The following is a 21672-nucleotide window of genomic DNA, read 5'->3' on the forward strand; positions in this document are numbered from 1 at the left end:
AATGGAGAAACTACCATATGCAATATTACATCAAAGAGGAAAATTGGAAACAAATTTTAGAGTTCATAAAAAGCGTAAAAGGAATGCACAGCAAAGATGAAAAACGTTTAAGAATATTCATAGAGGCAGTGTGGTACATAGTGCGAAGTGGTTGCCAATGGAGACTTTTACCAAAAACTTATGGTAATTACAGGAGTATACATAAGCGATTTAAAAGATGGTGTGAAAGAGATGTCTGGAAAAAATTGCTTGAATATACTAAACAAGAGCCTGATTTAGAAGTTGCTATAATCGACGGTACGATCATCCGAGGCCATCCATGTTCATCTGGATATACAAAAAACTCCAAGGATCAAGAAGCTTTAGGGAGGAGCAAAGGTGGCTTTACAACTAAAATACATGCGCTTGTCGATGCACTTGGAAATCCACTTAAATTTACTCTGACTCCTGGTCAAAGAAATGAAATTACGCAGGCACAAGTGTTGACCGAAAGTATCTATAACTCTACTGTAGTAGCTGACAAGGGCTACGATAGCAATGCCTTTGTTACAAGTCTTGAAGACAAGGGATGTACAGTAGTTATTCCGCCAAAACGGAATCGAAAAGTGCAAAGGTATTACGATGAGCATATCTACAAAGAACGTCATTTGATTGAGTGTTTTTTTGGTAAAATTAAAAATTTTAGGCGCATTTTTTCCAGATTTGATAAAACTGCTGAGGTTTTTATGGGTTTTCTCAATTTTGTTGGAGCTCTTGTATGGCTTCTCTAAAATTTTGTCCACAGAGCCTAGGGTACATAAAATCAAAAGAAGAAGTTATGGGGATTACATTAGAGGAACTTATGGAATACAAGCAACACTCTGTTAAGATTTTTCTACTGAACCGTGTTAATTCATGCAGAAATGGGTATTCTCAATTGCATCCTGATGTAAGAGAGGCTATAGCAATATTATCAAATGATAAGCTGAGAGCTTTCTACGATGAAGAAGTAAAGAAGAAGACGCTACAACCAATATTATCCTACAAAGAATGTGAACAATTATATGACAAAATTAACTATGAAAAAAATGAATCTCGTATTATAATCGAAAGAGAAGAACTTGGAGAGAATGTTAGGAGGGTAATGGGAGTGAAGCGCTTTACGAATGAAAGCAGTAGAGAAGATCAGAAAAATGGTACTAGTCCAACAGGAACTTCTACAAATTATAGACAAGAGCAAGTTGCCTCTAGTGGTGATAGAACACTTTATAATAGTGATATACCTTCACTAGGTAGATCGATTAAGAGCAGCCGAAGTGCACTGTTTATGCCATTTGGAGCTTCTGTTGATACGAGTACCCCGATTAAACCTGCCAATCCATCTAACCTAGTTACCACTGGTGAGAATTATACTAGTAATGCAGATCTGAGTGATGAATTGAACGTAAGTGAAGTAACTAAAATTGTTGAACGAATGGAGCTATTATCCAATAGTTTAAAAAAAATCCAAGAAATTGTGGAAAAGCTGGGTAATACTACACTAAGTGAAGAAGTGATAGTTCATGAGAGACATTTCAAAAAGTTTATGGATTTTGTAGGAGAAATTCTCGTAGATATTGGTACAAGATTACCACAAAGTGATTCTAAAAGCATGTATCTTGAACAAAAATTGAAGGGATTGGAAAAGATGAATGAATCCTTAGATAACAGTGTTCAAGAGTTAGAGAAAAAAGTAGATAAACTTGAAAAAGAGAATAAAGATTTTCTAGCAGAAAATGATGAACTTAAGGAAAAACTTGCTACAGCGAAAGAAGAAAAGGAATTGCTATTTAATAAAAAAGAAAAGATGCAGGAAGTTATAAATGGGCTGAATGAGAACAATCAACGATTAATGCAAAAAATAAATGGGTTAGAAGATGATTATGAGTATTTGTTAAGAGCGGAAAAGACAAAAAGAGAAACCGAAGATTCGTGTATACAAGTGGAGGATGCAGATATACCGGAAGGAAAAGCTGAGTTATGTAAAGACTATGAAATTAAACTAGTAAAGCTGGAACAAGAGATAGATGCAAAAGGGAAACAATGTGAGGAATTGCTATTAGAAAATAGTATATTACGAGGAAATATAGAACGATTAAAGGAAGAGAATAAACGATTAGAAGGCATTGAAGAAAGCTTTAGTATCGATCCCTCACATTTTTGCTCTGTAAAAAATTTGCATGATGAGCTTATTCTAGCTAATGAACAGCCGGAAAATATTGATATATCAATCCAGGATGAGATGGATTCAAAAGTTGCCACTGAGTCTGTGGGTGTTAATGTAAAACAAGGTTATAGTAAAAGGACTAGCAACCTATCTCGAGTCTCTGAACAAAGTTCAGCAGTAAAATCTCAATTCTCAGAAGCAAGAGCTCAGAGTAGAAAGCAAATAATTTATGCCTCTGCTTCTCTTATATTATCTGGAGTATTTGCTGTTGGCACAAGTTTAACAATGTCTCATTTAGGAATATCTATTTCACTTGCTTTGACTGCATTAACTTTCCTTACATTGGGATGTTATTGTTCATATAAGGCAAGTACAACGCTTAGGAATATTGAACTTGATCGAACTTTTAAAATGGCTGATCATGAAGCTGTTTTTATGGTTCCCAGCTTATAACTATGTGGAAAAATATATTGTTTTACTCACCCCAAGAAAAGAGATAATGGGAAAGATAAAAAGGTCTATCAGTTCTCGGTGCGGCAGATTAATTTCTGACGGTGATATAGAGCATTACTTATTTCTCTAGAGAATAGGGAATTGGCGAATAGAGTTCTAGGTGTAGAAGGAGATATAGATGAAGAAAAGACCAGATTTAGTAGAAAAATATAAGGGCTTCTTTGTAAATGATAGTAAGGGAACAGCAAAGTAGTTATATTAAGGGACTGGTTTTATGTTCTGAACTCAGATTTTCGTTAGGTTATAAAAGAAGTAATATCGAGACCTTACTTTGAAATTCCAGATTATCAGAGTACTTTGCTCTTCTGAAGTGAGTGATGTTGGAATACCTCTGGATCGCAGTACTAATAACCAAAATTAAAGAGTAAATAGTTTATAATTTAAGTATTTATAATAGAGAAATTAGCATGTATCTAAATTTGAGCAGCAAATACCTTGAAATTACCATCAATTCAGTAAAATTGAAGAGTTTTATGGTTTAATCATGTAAAGTATTCAATAAACTGCCGTTTTTAAATTTTATCAGACTCAGTTAAAAGAGTGGAGATTTTAATGATTTACCTCAAATCTAATTAAGAGTTAAAGTGAGAAGATGTTTTAGTTTTTATGCACCTTCCTCTCTACTAATTAAGGCGTTCTTTTTATTTGCGGCTTTTCAGACGTACGATTCTGCTTAGCAACCAATCCGGTACTTCTCTACCCTTTTCCCACTTAGCAAACCTCATCTTTTCTTTTAGGTAGTACTCTCTGTAAGCTTTTACTGAATGACTAGACTTATATTGATCTGGTAACGCCTGTACAAAAGGCTTTATATCGGTTGATTGAAAAACAAGCAAATTCTTATTACTATCACACCAATCTATAACTTCTTCTGATCTATGTTTTCTTTTATATCGCCAAGTATACTCTTTGCACAGCTCCCTTCCGTATTTTATTAACCAGAAAAAGTTCCCTTTGGATTGTCTAGCCCATAGAGAACAAGGGTGGTTTTTGTGAGTAAGTTTATATGGAACTTCTATATTCTGGTCTGTGATGCTGACTAAAGGATTTGGCACTTTTAATGCTATTGAAAAAACATTACTCAGTAACTGAGCAGTTTCTAATAGCATTTTTACTATATGCTTATCACATAACATTTTTGCCGCAATCTCTGGGTTTTCATCTAGTACAAAGATGTTCATCTAAACATCCAAAGAGCTTAAGTCTTTAATTTCATTAGCTGTAAGACCAGTAGTTTGAGCTATGATATCAATAGAAAGTCCTGCTTTAAGTAGATTCTTTGCAACTTCAATTTCCCTCTCTTTTCTGCCTTTTTCATGTCCGATGAGGATGCCTTTTGCAGTAGCATCATCAAGTTTTTGAGCAAGGACAGCCTGTTCATCAAGAATACGTTTTATTTCCTGTTCATAGGCAATAAATTCTTTTTCTGACCAGTTGAACCTATTTAGTTCTTCATAGGCCTTTTTAATTATTAGATCACTACCTATTATTTTTTCCAGCTCTTCTTCACTAGTCTCATCTGCATATTTAAAGAAGTAGACCCATTTCTCAACAATACTTGAAAGCTGATCTTCTTTGGTTTTTGGAAATTTAGGCAACTCAATAAATATAAAGTAAAAATCTTTTAGATCATGTTCATTAGTATCTTCATCGCGAATGGTATGCTTTGACTTATACTCAGACTTATCAGGAAATAAAATACAGTCTGCTATAGCAATAAAGATAATTTCCTTAAGGTCATGATATTGATCGCCTTTGTCAGCCTGTCTTGAATAGGCTTTAGCAGCATAGTATTGAGCACGTTTTTCAAAGCCCTTAGTTTTAGCGACCTGCATTTCGACTATCACTTGCAGCCCATTTTTATCTCTACAAAGAACATCAACAATGCTTTGTTTTTTAGAAGCAATATCAGGATCTTGAATAGTACTTAAAAACTCTATATCCTGTATTGCATTTGTTCCAGCAAAGCCGAGAATATCATTAAGAAAGTGAATAAGGATATCTTTATTTTTTTCAGTACCAAAGATGCGCTTGAACGATATATCATTCTTGGGATCGAGAAACTTCGAAAGAGCCATAGTTTAAGAGTACGTAAAAAACATTAATAATTATACACAATTGTGAAGAAATGTTCAACCTTTTTATCGCTAAACCTTATTTTTCAAACTTTTGGGTATGTTAAAGAAAAAAAGAATATCAGAGATCATCTGAGAATTGTATTTAAGGCTTTAGATGTAAGTTTTATCATCTTTTTATAACTGCCTTATAAAGGATCTTAAAACCCCAGCAAATGAATTAACAAGCTATAAAAAGTTTCAAAAACACTTTGGTGTAGGCTCCCAAAAAAATGCGAGTACAAATTATCTATTGGTGAATATGATAAGAAAAAAATTCCTATTCCGTACAAAGTAGGTCAAAGAATAAAAGAGTGGAGGTTGAGACGAGGATACACTCAGGAAGATTTAGCGAATAGAATCGGGGGGATAACAAATCAAGGGATATACGAATATGAACAAGGACGAGCTGCTGTTTCACTTAAAATATTAGATGAAATAGTAAAGAATTAATATTACAGATCTGCTTCCAGAAACAAGAGAAAATGAGAATAGTGAAGCAGAGCTATCAAAGTTAATAGAATAATACAAAAAGCCAAGTCATGTATTAATAAAATCTCTGTTTGAAAGCATACAAGTTTGCAAAGAGAAAGTGAATAGAGTAGAAAAGATAAAAATTACAAAGAATTTAGTTAAGGAAGGAATTTCTATCAATATTATTTTAAAAACAGTAGGCATCTCTTTAGACGAAATTCAACAAATTTAAAATAAAAAAATCAGTATCTATTAACATCTTAACTTCTTGATAAAAAAATAAGTAAAAAAGATTGAAAAATTGATTTGACTTCACTCGGAAGCTATGGCTTTATGCCAATGCTGATAAAAAACAGCAGTAAATAATTAAAAACAATTTGTTATTAACGAGGAGTATATTTTATGAATAATAGTGAAAAACTTACAGAAGAAATAGAGAGAGTATTACAAAGTGGAGGAGGAAGTGCTTTGTTTGATCGTGAAATAGTGTCAGTGCTTCTAGGGGCAGTTCATGACAGAAAGCAAGCACAAGATGTTACTAAAACTCTAATGGATAACTGCCCAGGAATAGGAGAAATTTTGGGACGAGAAATCGATGATCTGAAAATGATAGAAGGAATGACCGAACATGCAGCCGCAGCAATTGAATGTGTTAAAGAAGCTTACAAGAGGGCACTAAGAGAAGGGTTAAAGAGAGGCCCTGTAATGGATAGCCAAGAAAAGCTCATAGAATATGTAAGGGTAAGTATAGGCTTTTCAGCAAAAGAAGCTGTCCAGATAATATATTTGGATACACAGTACCGTTTGATAAGAGACGAAGTGTATTTTGGTACAATAGATGAGGTGCACCTATCTGAAAGGAAAGTGGTAAAAAAGGCATTATCAATGGAGGCAGCATCGATAATATTAGCTCACAACCATCCAGGAGGGAGTTTAGAACCATCAGAAGATGATAAAGTTATGACTAGAGAATTAGTGTCAGCATGTCAAGGGGTGGGAATTGAACTAGAGGATCACATTATTATGACAGACAAAGGATATTGCAGCTTTAAGGAAAGAGAGCTGTTATAAAGATGGATGCCAAATTTTTCAGGTTTGGGAAGTTTGGCTACCACTGCTAGTGGCAAACAATACGAAATATGAATATAAGTGCTTTAAGGAAAGCATATTTCTATAGCTGAGATTTGGAAAAAGACATCAGAAAAGTTGTAAAGCATACAAGATCTTTGTATAGCTTGCATATTAAGTTATAATAAACGAATAAAAGCCCAAAAAGCTCTATTCTTTTGTTATAAATAGTTGCAAACTATACAAGATCTTTCTAATATTTGTATATTAAGTTAATAGTAAAGCAATAAATTGCGCTATAGACTTAGATAATATGCTTAATATAGGAGGCTTATATGGCTAGTAAAAAAATTACAATGGTTCGAAAAGACCCAAATAAAAAGAATCGTAAGTTCAATATTAACCGCAAGTTATTGGGCAAAATATTTAGTGCTCTTGAGGGCATTGATATACAACCGTCTAACTTTGTGAGCAAAATTAATAACCAGAATCCTGGAGGTACAATGCCTTCCCCTAGTAGAGATGGTCGCGAAAACCAAATAAACTTCGAAGAAGGACTTGACCGTATTTATGGTACAAAACCAGCAAGTAATCAAGAAGATTATCCAGAAAATTTAAATCCATTTACCTCAGGCTTGCAAAAAATAAAGCTAAGTGCAAGGGAAAGTAAAGAGTTGAGCCGATTAAAAAGTGCAATTGTAACAGCAAAAAATCCAAGTGAGCTGAACAAAGTTGTAGATGAGACAATAGCTGCTGGAATGAGGATGAATGGGTGTGATGAGGGAGGCCGGAGCTTTGCTGAGTATGTAATACTGGGTATGCATTTTCACAAGTTCAAAAAAGGTGATCAGAAAAAGATAATGAGTAAATTAATACTAAGAGGAGCAGAGTTTCATGACAATCTGTTGCAGAATAAACTGTTAGGTGAAATTTATAAAGAACTGCAACCGGAAGTGCAGCCACAGATAGATAAGCGACTTGAAGAACTAAGGAAAGTCGGTGAAAGTGCTGTTCAAAGAGGAGCCGTAATAGACGTGGAAATGGACAACAAAACATTTTTTATGGAATTCTCTGAGGATAGTAAAATAGAGGTTGCCAAGGTACTAGAAGGCACAAGAGATTTAGGTCTAGACAAAGGGTTAGGAAGTAACATTATAAAAATGGGCAATAGTGAAATTGAAGTCAGAACTGAGAAAGGAGGTGAGAGAAACTACATTGATGTATCAGAGAGTAGCTCAGTCGTGTTAGAATTTCCTACAAGTGTTGGCAAGCTAAATATTATATTGTACCATGATGTAAAAAACTGCTATCAAGTACAGGTAAGAGTGGGAAACCAAGAAATGTGGTCTGAACTACAAAAAAGAGGTCAAATAATAGGAAAATGTTGCCTCTTTGGGGGAGCGACAGTCAAAGAAGCTGTAGAAAGAGGAAGTTTCACAAGAAGTGGCATGTGGAGTAAAGAGCAGGCCAAAGAGGAGATAAGGGCGGATCACTCAAGTGAAACACTGTCGTGGGTGGATAGGACATGTGGAGGTAGCCAAGAAGCATTTAGGAAACGTTAAACAAAGGACTTCCTTCTCAAATTGGACTGCGTAAAAGCTTTATATAAATCGCAGTCCAAGCCGAGCTCTTCCAATAAACATAAGCTAAATTTAATCTTTTGACAAAGTAGGTTATAGCAAAAAGCCTATTAACAGGGTATACATGTTTATTTCTGTAAAACCGTTGCAGCATGGCAAATATCTCTATAAGATACAAAATAGCGCAAAAAGTAAGAAGCTGGAGGTTAAAAAGAAAATATACCATAAAAGACTTAGCAAACAAAACAGGTATAAACTATCATACGCTGCGAAGATATGAACTAGGGGTATGTGGCATTCCAGATGAAGAGTTACAAGCAATAGCAGACGCATTATCAGTTAGTTTTAGTGATCTACTTCCTAGACAAAAAGTACTCAAAGAAAATCGTTGTTGTGATAAGACTCAATGGATGTCCAATTTCATAGAAAAAACAAGGGGACGCAAGGCAATCTACGCATTAACCAAATCTATCCGAGCTGAGGAAGAAAGTGCTATAAAAGCAGCAAGAATAAGAATGGCAAAAAATATGCTCAAGTTAGAATTTGATGCTGATATTATCTATCGAGCAACAGGCTTATCAGTTGATGAATATGAAAATAAAGAAGAAAAAAGTTCTAAGCGTTCCAACAAAAGGGATGGAATGAAAAAGTGGAGGATAATACGGGGATATACTCAAGAGGAATTAGCGAAGGAGCTTGGTATAGGAGGTCCACAGATACATTACTATGAACAAGGAAGCACCATGTTCGGTGAGAGGTTATGGGAAATAGCAAGAAAATTATCAGTGAGTGCTGAAGATCTGGTAACGGAAGAAAACTGTTGTGAAGACGAAGATACAGATAGTGAAGGAGAAAAAGAGCTATTAAGCTGGGCGAGAGAGTTAAAAAAAATTAACACTCAAGAATCACAAGATGAACTGGATATATGGGTAGAATTTCTATTGCAAAGAAAGCGAATTTACAAAGAAAAGATTGATAAAATAGAGGGAATCAAAGTAGCAAATAATCTACTTATACTAGGTGTTTCTGCTGATGCTATTTCTTCAATAACTAGCTTGACTGTTGAGGAAATTGCGCAACTTACGCTCCCAACGGAATTAAAACTATGATAATTTATATAATATATTATGATATAGATGAAGATAGTTAATCTATTTAAGATTTCTCTGAAATTTTGCTTGCGGCTTTTTCTTTTACTGGTTCAACCGATACATCTTGAATTTCCTCTTCCGGCTTGTTTGGTTCGGCTACTTCTTTAGATTCTGTTGCTAATTTGCGTTGTTTGATAAACTTCATCAATGTTTTGACTGCGATAAAGTTTATACTGAAAACACAAGCAGAAGTTACCGCTAATGCTGGCAAGGGAGCTAAACTGAATGTTGGTAAAATTGCCACGATTGTAGCAGATGTTAGTAAAAATGCTAGTCTTTTGCTCCCGATTATCTTGTTTTTCTTGGACTTTATGGGGTTTAGGCTTTTTATTTTCCCTTTTAGCTTTTTGAAGCCTTTTTTGAATATGTCACCCTTTTTCAGCTCTTTTTCTACGGGTTTTGCTTTCTTTATTTTAAAGCTTTTTATTTTTTCTTTTATTCCTTTTTTATCTTTTTTTGCTTTAGAGGTTACTTTCGAGCATAGGCTAGGTTTCATCACAATTTCAGAGAGCGGTTTTGGCTTATCGTTTGAAGTTTTAGCTTCTTGCCCCTTAGCATGTTTTTTGGGCGAAATTATGTTTTTTAAACCTTTCTTTGCTTTGTGGTATAATTTCTTTAGTTTGCTTGGCATCATTCAATATTGCAGAATCTATCTATTACTTCCTGGTTGTCCTCTATCATTGCCTTTGCCTCTTGCTGAAGAGATTTGATATTTTTTGATGTAATATTATCCATGTCAGGTGATGCTATTTTTAGCTGTGACTGTATTCTTAAATACTTACTACCTATAACTTGATCGAGCTGGTAGTTCACTGCATCTAAACTTGAAGCAAACATCATATTCAGTAGTGGCTTGATCCAGCCTATTTTTCCAAATCTCTTTGAATTGGCATACTCTATGCTTCTATCTGTTCTGCCAGTACCTATCGATAACAGTAGAATATCATCATTTGGAAATAACCTCTTACCACTTGCATATGCACAAGCCGCTGGATTACTTGCAAATACCCCTCCATCCACTAATACCATTTCCTTTTGGTCGATTTTAAGATATTTAGGTGCAAAGTAAGTAGGTGCTGCAGTTGTAGCTCGTAATGCATCTTTCAATTTGATAAAATTTCTATCTTCTCCCCAGCTCTTAAAAAAGAAAGGATAGTTGTTGTTAATATCATAACTTGTTATCAGTACCTTACTTAATGTATTTTTTAGAATATCCTCTCCAAAATATTTATCCAGTACAAATTCAATATTTTTATGTGGGTATTGTGCGCAATTAAGCCAAGAAAATATCGATCTTCTCAAAAATGAAGATTTAAAAATATATGCTCCGTACTTTTGGTAAAACTCAACTAGGCTCTGTGGACAAAAAATATGAAAAGAGAGAAAAAGATGGTAGTTTAGCCTAATAGGTAAAAAATGGAGAAACTACCATATGCAATATTACATCAAAGAGGAAAATTGGAAACAAATTTTAGAGTTCATAAAAAGCGTAAAAGGAATGCACAGCAAAGATGAAAAACGTTTAAGAATATTCATAGAGGCAGTGTGGTACATAGTGCGAAGTGGTTGCCAATGGAGACTTTTACCAAAAACTTATGGTAATTACAGGAGTATACATAAGCGATTTAAAAGATGGTGTGAAAGAGATGTCTGGAAAAAATTGCTTGAATATACTAAACAAGAGCCTGATTTAGAAGTTGCTATAATCGACGGTACGATCATCCGAGGCCATCCATGTTCATCTGGATATACAAAAAACTCCAAGGATCAAGAAGCTTTAGGGAGGAGCAAAGGTGGCTTTACAACTAAAATACATGCGCTTGTCGATGCACTTGGAAATCCACTTAAATTTACTCTGACTCCTGGTCAAAGAAATGAAATTACGCAGGCACAAGTGTTGACCGAAAGTATCTATAACTCTACTGTAGTAGCTGACAAGGGCTACGATAGCAATGCCTTTGTTACAAGTCTTGAAGACAAGGGATGTACAGTAGTTATTCCGCCAAAACGGAATCGAAAAGTGCAAAGGTATTACGATGAGCATATCTACAAAGAACGTCATTTGATTGAGTGTTTTTTTGGTAAAATTAAAAATTTTAGGCGCATTTTTTCCAGATTTGATAAAACTGCTGAGGTTTTTATGGGTTTTCTCAATTTTGTTGGAGCTCTTGTATGGCTTCTCTAAAATTTTGTCCACAGAGCCTAGGTCGTTGGCTGAGTATTGGGGATTTCCCCGTTCATCTTTTTTACATAATCCCGCTACAACAATTCCACCGGTTGAGGTCCCTGCCATTAAGTGAAAGATTTCAGCTATAGTTCTTCTTGTTCTTTTTTCTATTTCTGCTAATATTATTGTTGGTATTATTCCTCTTATGCCTCCACCGTCGACTGAAAGAATATATTTGGCCATGTTTAGATATTTATTGATTTTTTTAACTTGTTTGCTTTTATCAGGTTGTGTTTCTTGTCCAAGTATTACTGTATGTTTCACTCCTAGAGAAAATTGCACCAACCTAATAATTGATTCCGTGGATCATGCTAAAAAATCCGTGTTGGTCCAGGCATACCAATTTACCTCAAAGTCTATTGCTGAATCCTTAGTTCAAGCTAAAAAGCGTGGAGTTGATGTCATGGTTATTCTCGACGAATCGCAAGTTAACTCAAAGTATAGTGTTATTAATGAACTGTTTCATCAAAAAATCCCGATATACATAGACTATAAACCTGCAATTTCACACAGTAAAATTATGATTATTGATGAGCAAAAAATCATAACCGGATCTTTCAATTTCTCTGGCGCCGCACAGAAAAAAAACGCTGAGAATCTACTGATTATAACAGGAGACCCTACATTAGTTGAGCAATACATCGAAAACTGGAAAGATCGTAAATCTCAATCTGATCCTTATACACCAAAAGTAGAAGAATAATTACTTAAAATCAGCTTTAAATTCGTCCAATTCCTCAGAAAGATTTTTTACCCGCTCTTCCAGACGATATACCGTAACGGTCAATTCGTTGTTCTGCTCTATAAATTTATCATGCATGTGAACCCGTAAATCTAGCTTGGCAAGCCACCAAATTGTTGCTACGGTCTGTATTAACATCGTTACAATTACTGTAATTGGGATTTTTTGCTTTTGCATAATGATTTAAAATGTGAATTTATTATGGATAGCTACTTTAGTAACTACTATTTTGATTTATGCTGTTCCTCTGCATTTGCAAGTAGCTTAATAATTTCTCTGTAAGGTTTATCTTTGTTGTGCCTTGATTCTATTACAGCTACATCCCGAGGGTTTTTTCCATCTGTATCTCTAATATTAGGATTAGCACCTCTTTCTAATAAGAACTTAACTATCTCTAAATTGCCTCCGTATGCGGCAGAATGTAATACTGTCCATCCTTTATATCTACCTGTATCATTTATATCAACTCCTTCATTCACTAGAAATTTTACTAATTCTAGACATTTTCCTTCTGCTGCACAATGTAGCGCTGTTAATCTAGGAATTTGTGTGTTAATGCTCAATAGGTTCTTTACTGAAAACTTTACTACATCTAGATTACAATTTTCAGAAGCAATGCGTAAGATTGTTTTGTAATTATCTGTAGCTTTAGATTTTTGATAGCAATATGTAATAACAACACATACTATTAATAGTGCGAACCATGCGAAATGTAATTTATATTTTTTATTAGACTTTATTTTTTTCATATTTGGCACATAGTTTCTTCATATTAAACAGGTCATTACTCATTTTTTTCTTAACATTACTTACTCAAAGATGCTGACAACATAGTAAGGTAACCCGAGCTATTTAAAGCATGTTCCGCTCTATTAATTATCCATTCACCATCTACCGCTTGATTAAAACCTATAAGATTAAGCTTTGCTTCTGCAAATAACTCTGGATTACCAGGCATAGTTATATCTAAAGTTTCATTGTTACGCTTCAATTGTTTCAACTTGGCATTTGCTGCACTTAATGCTGACTCTGCATTTGGATAGATTTCTAGCATAATATAACTTGGCTCGCTACTACCAACTGTTTCTTTAATAGTTTCACCCTTTTCATAGCTATGCCACTTTGCCACTACTGAATTATACTTATCACGTACGGTAAAATGCACTTTCCAATTAATCGTGTCTTGAGGTCTAATAGTCGTTGTTCCTAAAGCTTTTCCTGTGGCTGATTTTGCCATATTCTTTGAAATAAACAATATATACCCACCAGCTAATTTTGCCATTGCTTCACGCTCTGTTGCGATCTTTGTTAACAGACTTATATCACTTTCATCTGCCTGATTAATATGGGGTATCAATACATTCTTAAATTCCTCAGCAACTTTATGTCCATATCCATGTTTTTGAGCTATTTCTTTCACTAAGTTTTCTATGGTAATTTGGTGCCATTCTTTTGATACTTTTGCCTTCAAAGATATTCTTAAATTTGTTGCATGAGCTTTTATTAGTAGAGTTTTAGGTGGGCCTTGTATAGTAACTTCGTTGACTGTATATATACCCATTGGAAAGATTCCCGTTTCCTTATAACCTAGTGCTATGTTCAATTCATTTGGAACTTCTACATTTTCATTGCCATGATCAACATATACCTCTGCGACATCATCTATAGTACCAGATTCATCAGTAAGATGCACCGATATTACATGATCTTTTATTCCTTCGATACTAAATTCAGGTTTCATTTATTCCCACACTTTTAACTTCAATTTTTTCAACTGCTCTTGTATTGTAGGTAACTTAATTTTTAATCCTGCAGGCAAAAAACTTCCATAATCTGCAAGTCCAGGATTTTCTTCCAATACTATTTCTACTGCTCCAGAGCTATGTCCATAGTGTTTAAAGCATATATAATCCAACATTTCATTTTCTCGTGCTATATAATGTACTGTCATACATAACTCCTTAAACTTAAGCTAAATTCAACCTTTTTTGGTAATCCACATGGAAAATACGACGTTTGCTTTTCTTCTAACCGCACAGTAACAAATCTTCCCAAAACATTTCCTAAACTGTCTACTAAGATACTTGGTTCTTGATTTTTCTCAGCTTCTTTCATACTTTTTAATTGATTTAAATCATTGAGATTATGTAAATAAATTACTCCTTCTAAATCTATATTTTCTGTACCTTGACCAATATTTTGTAATGAAGGTATTTTGCCAATACACTCAATAGTACTCCAACGATTTTCTTTACTGTACCTTACACTTGTTGGAGAAAGCTTATGTTGACCAAGTGATAGCATTAGTAAATCGGTTCTATTGAATCAAACAGAACGTCACGCGATTTTTCTCTTATTCTTTTTATTACTGTATCAGCAAGACTACGTACATCTTGGTTAGGTTCTGCTTTTATACTTATATTAAATGTAAAAGTTTGATTGAAAATTTTTTGTTCACACTTTTCACAGTCTTTTAAAACTTTCTCTGAATTATCTCCTGCAGAACTTTTTTCTGTAATCACACTTTCAATAATATTCGTTCTACTATTTGAAACTCCACTAAAAGCATTATTATTCAATAAAGGATTTCCTTTACTAAAAACATTTCTATCTTCACTAGGCTCTGTGGACAAAATTTTAGAGAAGCCATACAAGAGCTCCAACAAAATTGAGAAAACCCATAAAAACCTCAGCAGTTTTATCAAATCTGGAAAAAATGCGCCTAAAATTTTTAATTTTACCAAAAAAACACTCAATCAAATGACGTTCTTTGTAGATATGCTCATCGTAATACCTTTGCACTTTTCGATTCCGTTTTGGCGGAATAACTACTGTACATCCCTTGTCTTCAAGACTTGTAACAAAGGCATTGCTATCGTAGCCCTTGTCAGCTACTACAGTAGAGTTATAGATACTTTCGGTCAACACTTGTGCCTGCGTAATTTCATTTCTTTGACCAGGAGTCAGAGTAAATTTAAGTGGATTTCCAAGTGCATCGACAAGCGCATGTATTTTAGTTGTAAAGCCACCTTTGCTCCTCCCTAAAGCTTCTTGATCCTTGGAGTTTTTTGTATATCCAGATGAACATGGATGGGCTCGGATGATCGTACCGTCGATTATAGCAACTTCTAAATCAGGCTCTTGTTTAGTATATTCAAGCAATTTTTTCCAGACATCTCTTTCACACCATCTTTTAAATCGCTTATGTATACTCCTGTAATTACCATAAGTTTTTGGTAAAAGTCTCCATTGGCAACCACTTCGCACTATGTACCACACTGCCTCTATGAATATTCTTAAACGTTTTTCATCTTTGCTGTGCATTCCTTTTACGCTTTTTATGAACTCTAAAATTTGTTTCCAATTTTCCTCTTTGATGTAATATTGCATATGGTAGTTTCTCCATTTTTTACCTATTAGGCTAAACTACCATCTTTTTCTCTCTTTTCATATTTTTTGTCCACAGAGCCTAGAAGCGGCTTTTTGAGTGAAAGGAATACCGAAAGTGAATTATTGTCTTCGTCATCTTGGGTAGATAGAGTAAGTAGAGGTAGTGAAGAAACCTTTAAAGCACGTTAGACTAACTGGAGGAGAAAGTTTTTTCTTCTCCACCAATTCATAAAATTGGGTTAGGTGGTGGAAAATTTCGCAGTAAAGTTGAGCTATAACAAAAAATCCTGTAATAGTGTATTTTTCTGTGGAAGAAAGTGACCGCCCTTTTTGATTATGAAGTAGGACAAAGAGTAAGGGGTTGTAGATTAGCAAAGGGGTATACTCAGAAGGAGTTGGCGGAGAAAATCGGTGTAAAATACTGGGTAATACTCCACTATGAAAAAGGGAAACGTAAAATTTCAATCAAAAGGTTATATAGCATTGCAGAGGTGTTATCAGTGAGCATTATGGATCTTGTTCCTGAACATACAATAATATCAGATGAAAAAAGTTGCCTTGAAGGAGAAGAGGTATTAGATCTAGTAGAAAAATATGAGAAAGTTGAGAATCAAGAATTACGTAATGTAGTTTATTCATTAATCAAATCTGCCCAAGCTAGCAAAGAGAGCATTAGAAAAGTGGCAAGAATAGAGGTGGCAAAGAATTTAGCTGAAGTAGGGATCTCTGCTGAAATAATTTCCCAAGCAACAGGCTTAGCTGTTAACGAATATAATAATGAAGAGGAAAAAACTGATTCTGTAGACTACAGGATAGGACAAAGGATAGAAAAGCTAAGGCTGATGAGAAAATATACTCAGGAGGACCTAGCAAATAAAATTGGTACAACACCTCAGAAAATACACGACTACGAACAAGGAAAGATAGCTATTCCACTTGAAAGATTATATAAGATAACAGAGGCATTATCAGTTAACATAGCAGTTTTACTGTTAGGAAAAATAGAAGAAGTTGAGGCAAAAGATGAACTGCACGGCTTAATAGAGGAATACAAGGAAATTGATGATCAAGAATTACGCAACGAACTTTATGAGATGATCAAATCCTTGTCTGAAGGTATGCAGATTATTGAGAAAAAGGTTAAGAAGGAGGAAAAAACCGAAATTGCAAGTAATCTAATTAGATTAGGAATTTCTATTGATATTGTCTCACAAGCAATTATATGAAAAGTTTATTTAATACCCACAAACACTTTCAAGTATATTTTATAGGTAAGATATGTTTATTTCTACAAGAAAAGCGGCTATTAGAGGCTACTATAAACCAGAGTATATAGACTCTATCAACTATAAAGTAGGGCAAGAAATCGAGATTTGCAGGTTAAAACAAGAATATTGTAAGTTAAAAACGTGATATAAAAGAGATAAGAGAGAAAGATAACCCTGCTCACTAGGAATAGGGCTATCACGGGCGTGCGCGACCGAAAGGAAATTGGTATTACAACCGTTGGTATCAAGGTACGCTAGCCCTATCTCTCGATACGTTTGAATAGTTGCTTGGGACATATATATGCACCCGTTTACAATCTTAAATTAACTAAAACTATCGAGGTTTATTATGGTTACATCTTATCAAAATTTTATTGGCATTGACATCGGAAAATTTAAAAATGTCGTTGCAATTCACAAACAGAAGAATGCTGTCGAATTTGATAATAATGCTTCTGGTTGGCAACAATTATTTCAAGAGTTTTCAGATATTCTACCTAATGCTTTAGTGACTTTAGAAAATACAGGGAAATATGAGCTTGGCTTATCACATTTTCTTACCGACAAAAATATTGCCGTGCATCGAGCTAATACTCGTAAAGTAAAAAGCTTTATTTTATCTCACGGAACTTTAGCAAAGTCTGATAGATCAGATGCAAGAGCTCTTGCTCAATATGGATTTGAACGCCATAGAACTATCTCTCTATTTGTACCTACCTCTACAGAACAATCAACTTTGGCTGCACTTTGTCAACGACGTGATGACATTACACAAATGAGAGTTCAAGAGAAATGTAGACTGAAAGCACCTGAAAACGAGCATATAAAAGAAAGTTGCCAAAAAACCATTGACTTTTTTAACGGTCAGATAAATGAGATCAATAATGCAATACAAAAAATCATTGATGAAAATCTAGAGTTACAAAAGCGCCAAAAAATACTTAGAACAGTACCGGGAATAGGTATCAAGTTATCTCAAGATTTTGTATGCCTGATGCCAGAACTTGGCTACTTAAACAAAAAAGAAGTTGCAAGTCTTGCTGGAGTTGCCCCGCATCCAAAAGAAAGCGGTAAAACTATTGGTTACCGAAGGATAACAGGTGGTAGAAGCAATGTTCGTGCAAAGCTTTTTACTGCTGCTATGGCTGCTGCAAAGTCTAAATCTGTACTTGGTGCTTTTTATTCTGATCTCATTGGTAGAGGTAAAAAAAAGATGGTAGCTATAACAGCTCTAATGCGTAAAATTATAGTGATTGCTAATGCAAGACTTAAAGAAGCAGTCAACGTAAATTTTTAAAATCTGTATAGAAAATAGGTTGATGAATATGTGCGCCCACACAAATTTAAAGCACATATTCATCAACCATACGGTCTAAGCAGTGGTAGTTGTTTGATATAAATTTCTTTCTGTAGTAAACTAGGGTTTTTGTTGCCAAAAATACATTTTTTAATTGAATAAAAATACAAAGTTATAAACAAGAGTTGTAATAAGACTAAATTCAAAAAATTTAAAAAAACATAGTTGATACTACGATAGATTTAGCAAATAAAATTGGCGTAACACCTCAGGAAATACATGACCTTGAACAAGGGTACAATTCCATTTCAATTGAAATATTATATAAAATAGCGGAAGCATTATCAGTTAATGCTGGAGATCTCCTACCTGAACCAAAAGTACTAAATGAAGACTGTTACTTTGAAGGTGAGGCAGAAAGAATATTAAGCTTGATGAGAATATATGAAAAAATTGAGGATCAGGAATTACGTAAAGCAATTTGCTCATTAATTGAATTTGCCAAGGTTTACAAAGAAAGCAGCAGAAAAGAAGTGATAGAGGAAGTATCAAGTAATCTAGTTAAAGAGGATATCTCTGTTAGTATTATCTTGCAGGCAACGGACCTACCTACTTGCAATAAGAAAGTTCTTATTGATTCTATAGACTATACAATAGGACAGAGGATAGAAATCATACAGTTGATACGTGGTTATACACAAGAAGATTTAGCGAATAAAATAGGTGTAACACGTCAGGAAATACACGACTATGAGCAAGGGTGCGTTGAAATTCCACTTGACAAATTATATGAAATAGCAAAGGCTTTATCAGTGAAAGTAAGGGTTTTACTACCTGAAAAGATAAAAAAAGATGAGAGTAATAAAGCAGAGAGATTGTGCACATTGGTTAAAACTCTGTCTAAAAGTATGAAAGTTATTAAGGAAAAGGTTAAAAGAGCAGAGAAAATCAAGATTGGGAAAAATCTAGTTAAAGCAGGTGTTGCGATTGATATTATCTTGCGAGTAACTGGCCTAACTGCCGATGAGTTGAGTGAGTATCCAAAAATGAATTGATTTGATTAAGAACTGAGAAATCTTATATTAAGGGGAATGTTCAAAAAAGCATACGCGTCAAGTTAAGAGATTGTGAGCAAATTTAGAGAGGTTAAAGTGGATACTCTAGCCCTTCTACGTTTGTCTTTTAATGAAAATCGCGACCAAGTTATAGTGAGTTTTTTAAGAAATGCTTTTAAACTATTAATTTTGGTTAATACTAAAAATAACTCTCTAACCCGCCTTTTTAGCTCAATAAATGCCTTTGTTAAGCTAAGTTCTGTATTCTTTTTCACTTCTGTGCAACCAACTATGCCGTGAAATATAAGAATTGCGCACAATTTAGCATATAGTTCACATAATACTCTGCATGGCTTTCCTTTTAGCTTATCAAGCCTGATATGGCTTTTATACAATTTAAATAATTTGCCACCTTACTCTGTAAATCGTTAATACTTGCTCAGCACTAATTTTATTTTCTGGAACATTAGTTATAAATATTGACCAGTTCAACAATTTTTGATTTCTTTTAGAGGATCCTGCGATCTTGCTAATCTATTAGCTTTCCTTCTTCTGGCCATATTCAGTTAGTTTCTGACATATAATTCTTACTCTAATTTTTGCTTCTTTTCCTAACAATACCTCGTTTTCTAAAAATCTCTAAACATTCTAATAACTCCATTTTTTGATTTGTTTCTACATCATATATGTTGGTATCGGATTTATAACGACTTATGAAATAAGCTCCTATTTCATTGATTTGTTTTTGGCACAAAATAACCGAGATCAGATATTAGCAAATCATTGCTTAATATATTACTTAAACGTTTCCTATATCCCTGGTCTGATCTTACCCCCTCCGTTAAATTAAGTTGGTCTATTATCTGATTCATGTAGTCGAAAACTAATTGTAACTTTATTCCAGACTTAGTATTGCTTTCATAGCCACTGTCCATAACCTTTATACATCTCTTCCATACTGTTAGGTAGAGTAATATAGCTACTGTCCAATAATTTAACACTATTAAATTGCTGTAAGATTTTGCAATCAACTTGCAAGATATTTTTAAAGAGAATCACAGATTCATTATACATCCTTTTCATAAATTCCACTGCTTCTTCAGTAAATCTAAAATCCAAACCTTGTTTTGTTATATCTATCGAGTCCTCGTTTAGTAATTGACACATTGTTTCTATGCTACAATTATCAACTCCTATATTACCCAAGACCATGGCTTTTACGAATGATGAACCTTTTAGCTTTCTCTTTCTTTTTATAAACCTTGTTGTAATTGAGATTTTCTCTGCTTTTTCATTAAAAAATTCTTTGAGCTTTTTTGATAAGCAAGTTATTTTATTCATTGGTTCTCTCACTAAAAGTATATCTGGGAGAACTTATACCTTATTATTCTATCTCTTTCATACCTTTATTTCCTTAACTTGACGCGTATGCTTTTTTGAACATTCCCGTAAAATTAAAAATTTTAGGCGCATTTTTTCCAGATTTGATAAAACTGCTGAGGTTTTTATGGGTTTTCTCAATTTTGTTGGAGCTCTTGTATGGCTTCTCTAAAATTTTGTCCACAGAGCCTGGTGTACAGTCCCAGAGTGTGATGGTATGATAAAATATGAGAAAAAAATACCATCAAAGGAGGAGTTATGGGACAAATATTACATGGGTGCGCCAAAACAACACAGACGATTCGTAGAGCAATACAAAATAGAAAAGAGAGCATAGCAAAACTCTCCAAGCATTATAACCTTAATCCAAAAACTATTATTAAGTGGAGAAAACGTTCATTTACGAAAGATGCTGATATGGGTCCAAAGCGTCCAAGATCGACTGTTTTAACGCTAGAAGAGGAAGCTATAATAGTTACATTTCGCAAGTATACACTACTGCCACTAGATGATTGCCTTTACGCTCTGCAGTCTACAATTCCGCATTTGACTCGCTCTAGCTTGCATCGTTGTTTACAAAGACACAACATTAGCAGATTACCAACTGTTGATGGAGAAGTTAAGTCAAAAAAGAAATTCAAACAATATCCTATCGGTTACTTTCATATTGATATTGCTGAAGTTAGAACTGAGGAGGGCAAATTACATTTGTTTGTTGCTATTGATAGGACATCCAAATTTACCTATGTTGAGTTGCGTAACAGTGCTACAAAACCCATAGCTGCTGAGTTCTTACGTAATTTGATTAGAATTTTACCGTATAAAATCCATACTATTTTGACAGATAACGGTATACAATTTACAAACCAGAAGCGTCATAAGTATGCTTTCCAACATATATTTGATAGAGTTTGCGAAGAGAATGTTATTGAACATCGTTTGACAAAAGTTAGCCATCCTTGGACGAATGGGCAAGTCGAGCGTATGAATAAAACTTTAAAGGATGCTACAGTTAAGAAGTATTACTATCAATCGCACCAGCAACTTAAAGAACACCTTTATAACTTTGTTATGGCTTATAATTATGCAAAGAGACTCAAAACTCTTAAGGGTCTTACTCCTTATGAATTTATATGTTATCAGTGGACACAGTCTCCAGAATTATTTATACTAAATCCACACCATCACACTCTGGGACCATACACCTAGGGAAGATGGAATTTAACCA

Annotated in this window: 21 protein-coding genes and 5 pseudogenes; 13 read left to right on the top strand and 13 right to left on the bottom strand. The window is 34.3% G+C overall.

The window, feature by feature from the left end:
- The first annotated feature begins 17 nt into the window (after window positions 1-17).
- Window positions 18-770 carry an IS5 family transposase gene (locus OOK85_RS02275; protein WP_264702164.1) on the top strand — a complete coding sequence of 251 codons (753 nt, stop codon included), beginning with the start codon at window positions 18-20 and terminating at the stop codon, window positions 768-770.
- Entirely contained in the window at window positions 758-2638 is a 1881-nt protein-coding gene (locus tag OOK85_RS02280; RefSeq protein ID WP_264703777.1) for a TomO hydrophobic C-terminal domain-containing protein, read from the top strand. The genes OOK85_RS02275 and OOK85_RS02280 overlap by 13 nt, the downstream gene beginning before the upstream one ends.
- 701 nt (window positions 2639-3339) lie before the next feature.
- Here the strand turns inward: OOK85_RS02280 and OOK85_RS02285 are convergent.
- Window positions 3340-3879, bottom strand: a complete 540-nt coding sequence (locus OOK85_RS02285; RefSeq protein ID WP_010082266.1) for a pyrimidine dimer DNA glycosylase/endonuclease V — start codon at window positions 3877-3879, stop codon at window positions 3340-3342.
- Window positions 3880-4776, bottom strand: coding sequence for an Rpn family recombination-promoting nuclease/putative transposase (locus OOK85_RS02290; RefSeq protein WP_264703780.1), 897 nt, complete (start codon window positions 4774-4776; stop codon window positions 3880-3882).
- Between the two features lie 282 nt (window positions 4777-5058).
- Here OOK85_RS02290 and OOK85_RS07790 point away from each other — a divergent pair.
- The 4 genes and pseudogenes from OOK85_RS07790 to wmk (OOK85_RS02310) all read left to right on the top strand — a co-directional run.
- Window positions 5059-5518: pseudogene (locus OOK85_RS07790) on the top strand (helix-turn-helix domain-containing protein); the annotation flags it as partial.
- Window positions 5519-5688: 170 nt separating this feature from the next.
- Complete coding sequence (locus OOK85_RS02300) at window positions 5689-6357, top strand: JAB domain-containing protein (protein ID WP_264703784.1); 669 nt, start codon at window positions 5689-5691, stop codon at window positions 6355-6357.
- Window positions 6358-6710: 353 nt separating this feature from the next.
- The gene (locus OOK85_RS02305) at window positions 6711-7916 is read left to right on the top strand and encodes a hypothetical protein (protein ID WP_264704134.1); all 1206 of its coding nucleotides are present in this window, start codon (window positions 6711-6713) and stop codon (window positions 7914-7916) included.
- 170 nt (window positions 7917-8086) lie between these two features.
- Entirely contained in the window at window positions 8087-9043 is a 957-nt protein-coding gene (gene wmk / locus OOK85_RS02310) for a WO male-killing family protein Wmk (RefSeq protein ID WP_264703785.1), read from the top strand.
- A gap of 46 nt (window positions 9044-9089) precedes the next feature.
- Here the strand turns inward: wmk (OOK85_RS02310) and OOK85_RS02315 are convergent, their stop codons facing one another.
- The gene (locus OOK85_RS02315; RefSeq protein ID WP_264703787.1) at window positions 9090-9716 is read right to left on the bottom strand and encodes a hypothetical protein; all 627 of its coding nucleotides are present in this window, start codon (window positions 9714-9716) and stop codon (window positions 9090-9092) included.
- A pseudogene (locus OOK85_RS02320) lies at window positions 9716-10441 on the bottom strand (patatin-like phospholipase family protein); the annotation flags it as partial. The pseudogene OOK85_RS02320 and the gene OOK85_RS02315, both read right to left, overlap by 1 nt.
- A gap of 76 nt (window positions 10442-10517) precedes the next feature.
- Between OOK85_RS02320 and OOK85_RS02325 the strand changes: the two are divergent.
- A complete protein-coding gene (locus tag OOK85_RS02325; protein WP_264702164.1) occupies window positions 10518-11270 on the top strand; it encodes an IS5 family transposase in 753 nt (250 codons plus the stop codon).
- Between the two features lie 18 nt (window positions 11271-11288).
- Here OOK85_RS02325 and OOK85_RS02330 read toward each other — a convergent pair.
- Window positions 11289-11495: pseudogene (locus OOK85_RS02330) on the bottom strand (patatin-like phospholipase family protein); the annotation flags it as partial.
- Here OOK85_RS02330 and OOK85_RS02335 point away from each other — a divergent pair.
- A complete protein-coding gene (locus OOK85_RS02335) occupies window positions 11494-12015 on the top strand; it encodes a phospholipase D family nuclease (RefSeq protein ID WP_264703789.1) in 522 nt (173 codons plus the stop codon). The pseudogene OOK85_RS02330 and the gene OOK85_RS02335 sit on opposite strands and share 2 nt — an antisense overlap.
- On the opposite strand, the gene OOK85_RS02340 is transcribed toward OOK85_RS02335, so the two are convergent.
- The 7 genes and pseudogenes from OOK85_RS02340 to OOK85_RS02370 all read right to left on the bottom strand — a co-directional run bounded on the left by OOK85_RS02340 (window position 12016) and on the right by OOK85_RS02370 (window position 15444).
- On the bottom strand, window positions 12016-12231 hold the full coding sequence (locus tag OOK85_RS02340; RefSeq protein ID WP_264703792.1) for a hypothetical protein: 216 nt from the start codon (window positions 12229-12231) through the stop codon (window positions 12016-12018).
- A 47-nt stretch (window positions 12232-12278) separates the two neighbouring features.
- Complete coding sequence (locus OOK85_RS02345) at window positions 12279-12803, bottom strand: ankyrin repeat domain-containing protein (RefSeq protein ID WP_264704136.1); 525 nt, start codon at window positions 12801-12803, stop codon at window positions 12279-12281.
- Window positions 12804-12859: 56 nt separating this feature from the next.
- Complete coding sequence (locus OOK85_RS02350) at window positions 12860-13795, bottom strand: contractile injection system protein, VgrG/Pvc8 family (protein ID WP_264703794.1); 936 nt, start codon at window positions 13793-13795, stop codon at window positions 12860-12862.
- A complete protein-coding gene (locus tag OOK85_RS02355; protein WP_264703796.1) occupies window positions 13796-14005 on the bottom strand; it encodes a tail protein X in 210 nt (69 codons plus the stop codon).
- Complete coding sequence (locus OOK85_RS02360; RefSeq protein WP_264703797.1) at window positions 14002-14358, bottom strand: phage tail protein; 357 nt, start codon at window positions 14356-14358, stop codon at window positions 14002-14004. The genes OOK85_RS02355 and OOK85_RS02360 overlap by 4 nt, the downstream gene beginning before the upstream one ends.
- Window positions 14358-14672 (bottom strand): annotated as a pseudogene (locus OOK85_RS02365) (phage tail tape measure protein); the annotation flags it as partial. The gene OOK85_RS02360 and the pseudogene OOK85_RS02365, both read right to left, overlap by 1 nt.
- Window positions 14673-14691: 19 nt before the next feature.
- A complete protein-coding gene (locus OOK85_RS02370) occupies window positions 14692-15444 on the bottom strand; it encodes an IS5 family transposase (RefSeq protein ID WP_264702259.1) in 753 nt (250 codons plus the stop codon).
- 66 nt (window positions 15445-15510) lie between these two features.
- Between OOK85_RS02370 and OOK85_RS02375 the strand changes: the two genes are divergently transcribed.
- From OOK85_RS02375 to OOK85_RS02390, 4 genes are all read left to right on the top strand, one after another.
- Complete coding sequence (locus OOK85_RS02375) at window positions 15511-15633, top strand: hypothetical protein (protein WP_264703798.1); 123 nt, start codon at window positions 15511-15513, stop codon at window positions 15631-15633.
- A 128-nt stretch (window positions 15634-15761) separates the two neighbouring features.
- Window positions 15762-16670: a WO male-killing family protein Wmk gene (wmk, locus tag OOK85_RS02380; protein WP_264703800.1), complete on the top strand. Its 909-nt coding sequence runs from the start codon at window positions 15762-15764 to the stop codon at window positions 16668-16670.
- 391 nt (window positions 16671-17061) lie between these two features.
- Entirely contained in the window at window positions 17062-18009 is a 948-nt protein-coding gene (locus tag OOK85_RS02385; RefSeq protein WP_264703801.1) for an IS110 family RNA-guided transposase, read from the top strand.
- Window positions 18010-18443: 434 nt separating this feature from the next.
- The gene (locus OOK85_RS02390) at window positions 18444-19064 is read left to right on the top strand and encodes a helix-turn-helix domain-containing protein (RefSeq protein WP_264704138.1); all 621 of its coding nucleotides are present in this window, start codon (window positions 18444-18446) and stop codon (window positions 19062-19064) included.
- Between the two features lie 62 nt (window positions 19065-19126).
- Here OOK85_RS02390 and OOK85_RS02395 read toward each other — a convergent pair.
- Window positions 19127-20405: pseudogene (locus OOK85_RS02395) on the bottom strand (IS4 family transposase).
- A gap of 297 nt (window positions 20406-20702) precedes the next feature.
- Here OOK85_RS02395 and OOK85_RS02405 point away from each other — a divergent pair.
- Window positions 20703-21653 carry an IS481 family transposase gene (locus OOK85_RS02405; RefSeq protein WP_264702189.1) on the top strand — a complete coding sequence of 317 codons (951 nt, stop codon included), beginning with the start codon at window positions 20703-20705 and terminating at the stop codon, window positions 21651-21653.
- The last annotated feature ends 19 nt before the right edge of the window (window positions 21654-21672 follow it).

The organism is Wolbachia endosymbiont (group A) of Volucella inflata, from assembly GCF_947250665.1.
Classification (GTDB): domain Bacteria; phylum Pseudomonadota; class Alphaproteobacteria; order Rickettsiales; family Anaplasmataceae; genus Wolbachia; species Wolbachia pipientis.

Coding starts and splice junctions, on each gene's coding strand:
- OOK85_RS02305 (WP_264704134.1), top strand. CDS start 6,711: ATGGTTCGAAAAGACCCAAATAAAAAGAATCGTAAGTTCAATATTAAC.
- OOK85_RS02355 (WP_264703796.1), bottom strand. CDS start 14,005: ATGACAGTACATTATATAGCACGAGAAAATGAAATGTTGGATTATATA.
- OOK85_RS02300 (WP_264703784.1), top strand. CDS start 5,689: ATGAATAATAGTGAAAAACTTACAGAAGAAATAGAGAGAGTATTACAA.
- OOK85_RS02390 (WP_264704138.1), top strand. CDS start 18,444: ATGAGAATATATGAAAAAATTGAGGATCAGGAATTACGTAAAGCAATT.
- OOK85_RS02285 (WP_010082266.1), bottom strand. CDS start 3,879: ATGAACATCTTTGTACTAGATGAAAACCCAGAGATTGCGGCAAAAATG.
- OOK85_RS02335 (WP_264703789.1), top strand. CDS start 11,494: ATGTTTAGATATTTATTGATTTTTTTAACTTGTTTGCTTTTATCAGGT.
- OOK85_RS02370 (WP_264702259.1), bottom strand. CDS start 15,444: ATGCAATATTACATCAAAGAGGAAAATTGGAAACAAATTTTAGAGTTC.
- OOK85_RS02405 (WP_264702189.1), top strand. CDS start 20,703: ATGGGACAAATATTACATGGGTGCGCCAAAACAACACAGACGATTCGT.
- OOK85_RS02340 (WP_264703792.1), bottom strand. CDS start 12,231: ATGCAAAAGCAAAAAATCCCAATTACAGTAATTGTAACGATGTTAATA.
- OOK85_RS02290 (WP_264703780.1), bottom strand. CDS start 4,776: ATGGCTCTTTCGAAGTTTCTCGATCCCAAGAATGATATATCGTTCAAG.
- OOK85_RS02315 (WP_264703787.1), bottom strand. CDS start 9,716: ATGCCAAGCAAACTAAAGAAATTATACCACAAAGCAAAGAAAGGTTTA.
- OOK85_RS02345 (WP_264704136.1), bottom strand. CDS start 12,803: ATGAAAAAAATAAAGTCTAATAAAAAATATAAATTACATTTCGCATGG.
- OOK85_RS02350 (WP_264703794.1), bottom strand. CDS start 13,795: ATGAAACCTGAATTTAGTATCGAAGGAATAAAAGATCATGTAATATCG.
- OOK85_RS02360 (WP_264703797.1), bottom strand. CDS start 14,358: ATGCTATCACTTGGTCAACATAAGCTTTCTCCAACAAGTGTAAGGTAC.
- OOK85_RS02385 (WP_264703801.1), top strand. CDS start 17,062: ATGGTTACATCTTATCAAAATTTTATTGGCATTGACATCGGAAAATTT.
- OOK85_RS02275 (WP_264702164.1), top strand. CDS start 18: ATGCAATATTACATCAAAGAGGAAAATTGGAAACAAATTTTAGAGTTC.
- OOK85_RS02280 (WP_264703777.1), top strand. CDS start 758: ATGGCTTCTCTAAAATTTTGTCCACAGAGCCTAGGGTACATAAAATCA.
- wmk (WP_264703785.1), top strand. CDS start 8,087: ATGGCAAATATCTCTATAAGATACAAAATAGCGCAAAAAGTAAGAAGC.
- OOK85_RS02325 (WP_264702164.1), top strand. CDS start 10,518: ATGCAATATTACATCAAAGAGGAAAATTGGAAACAAATTTTAGAGTTC.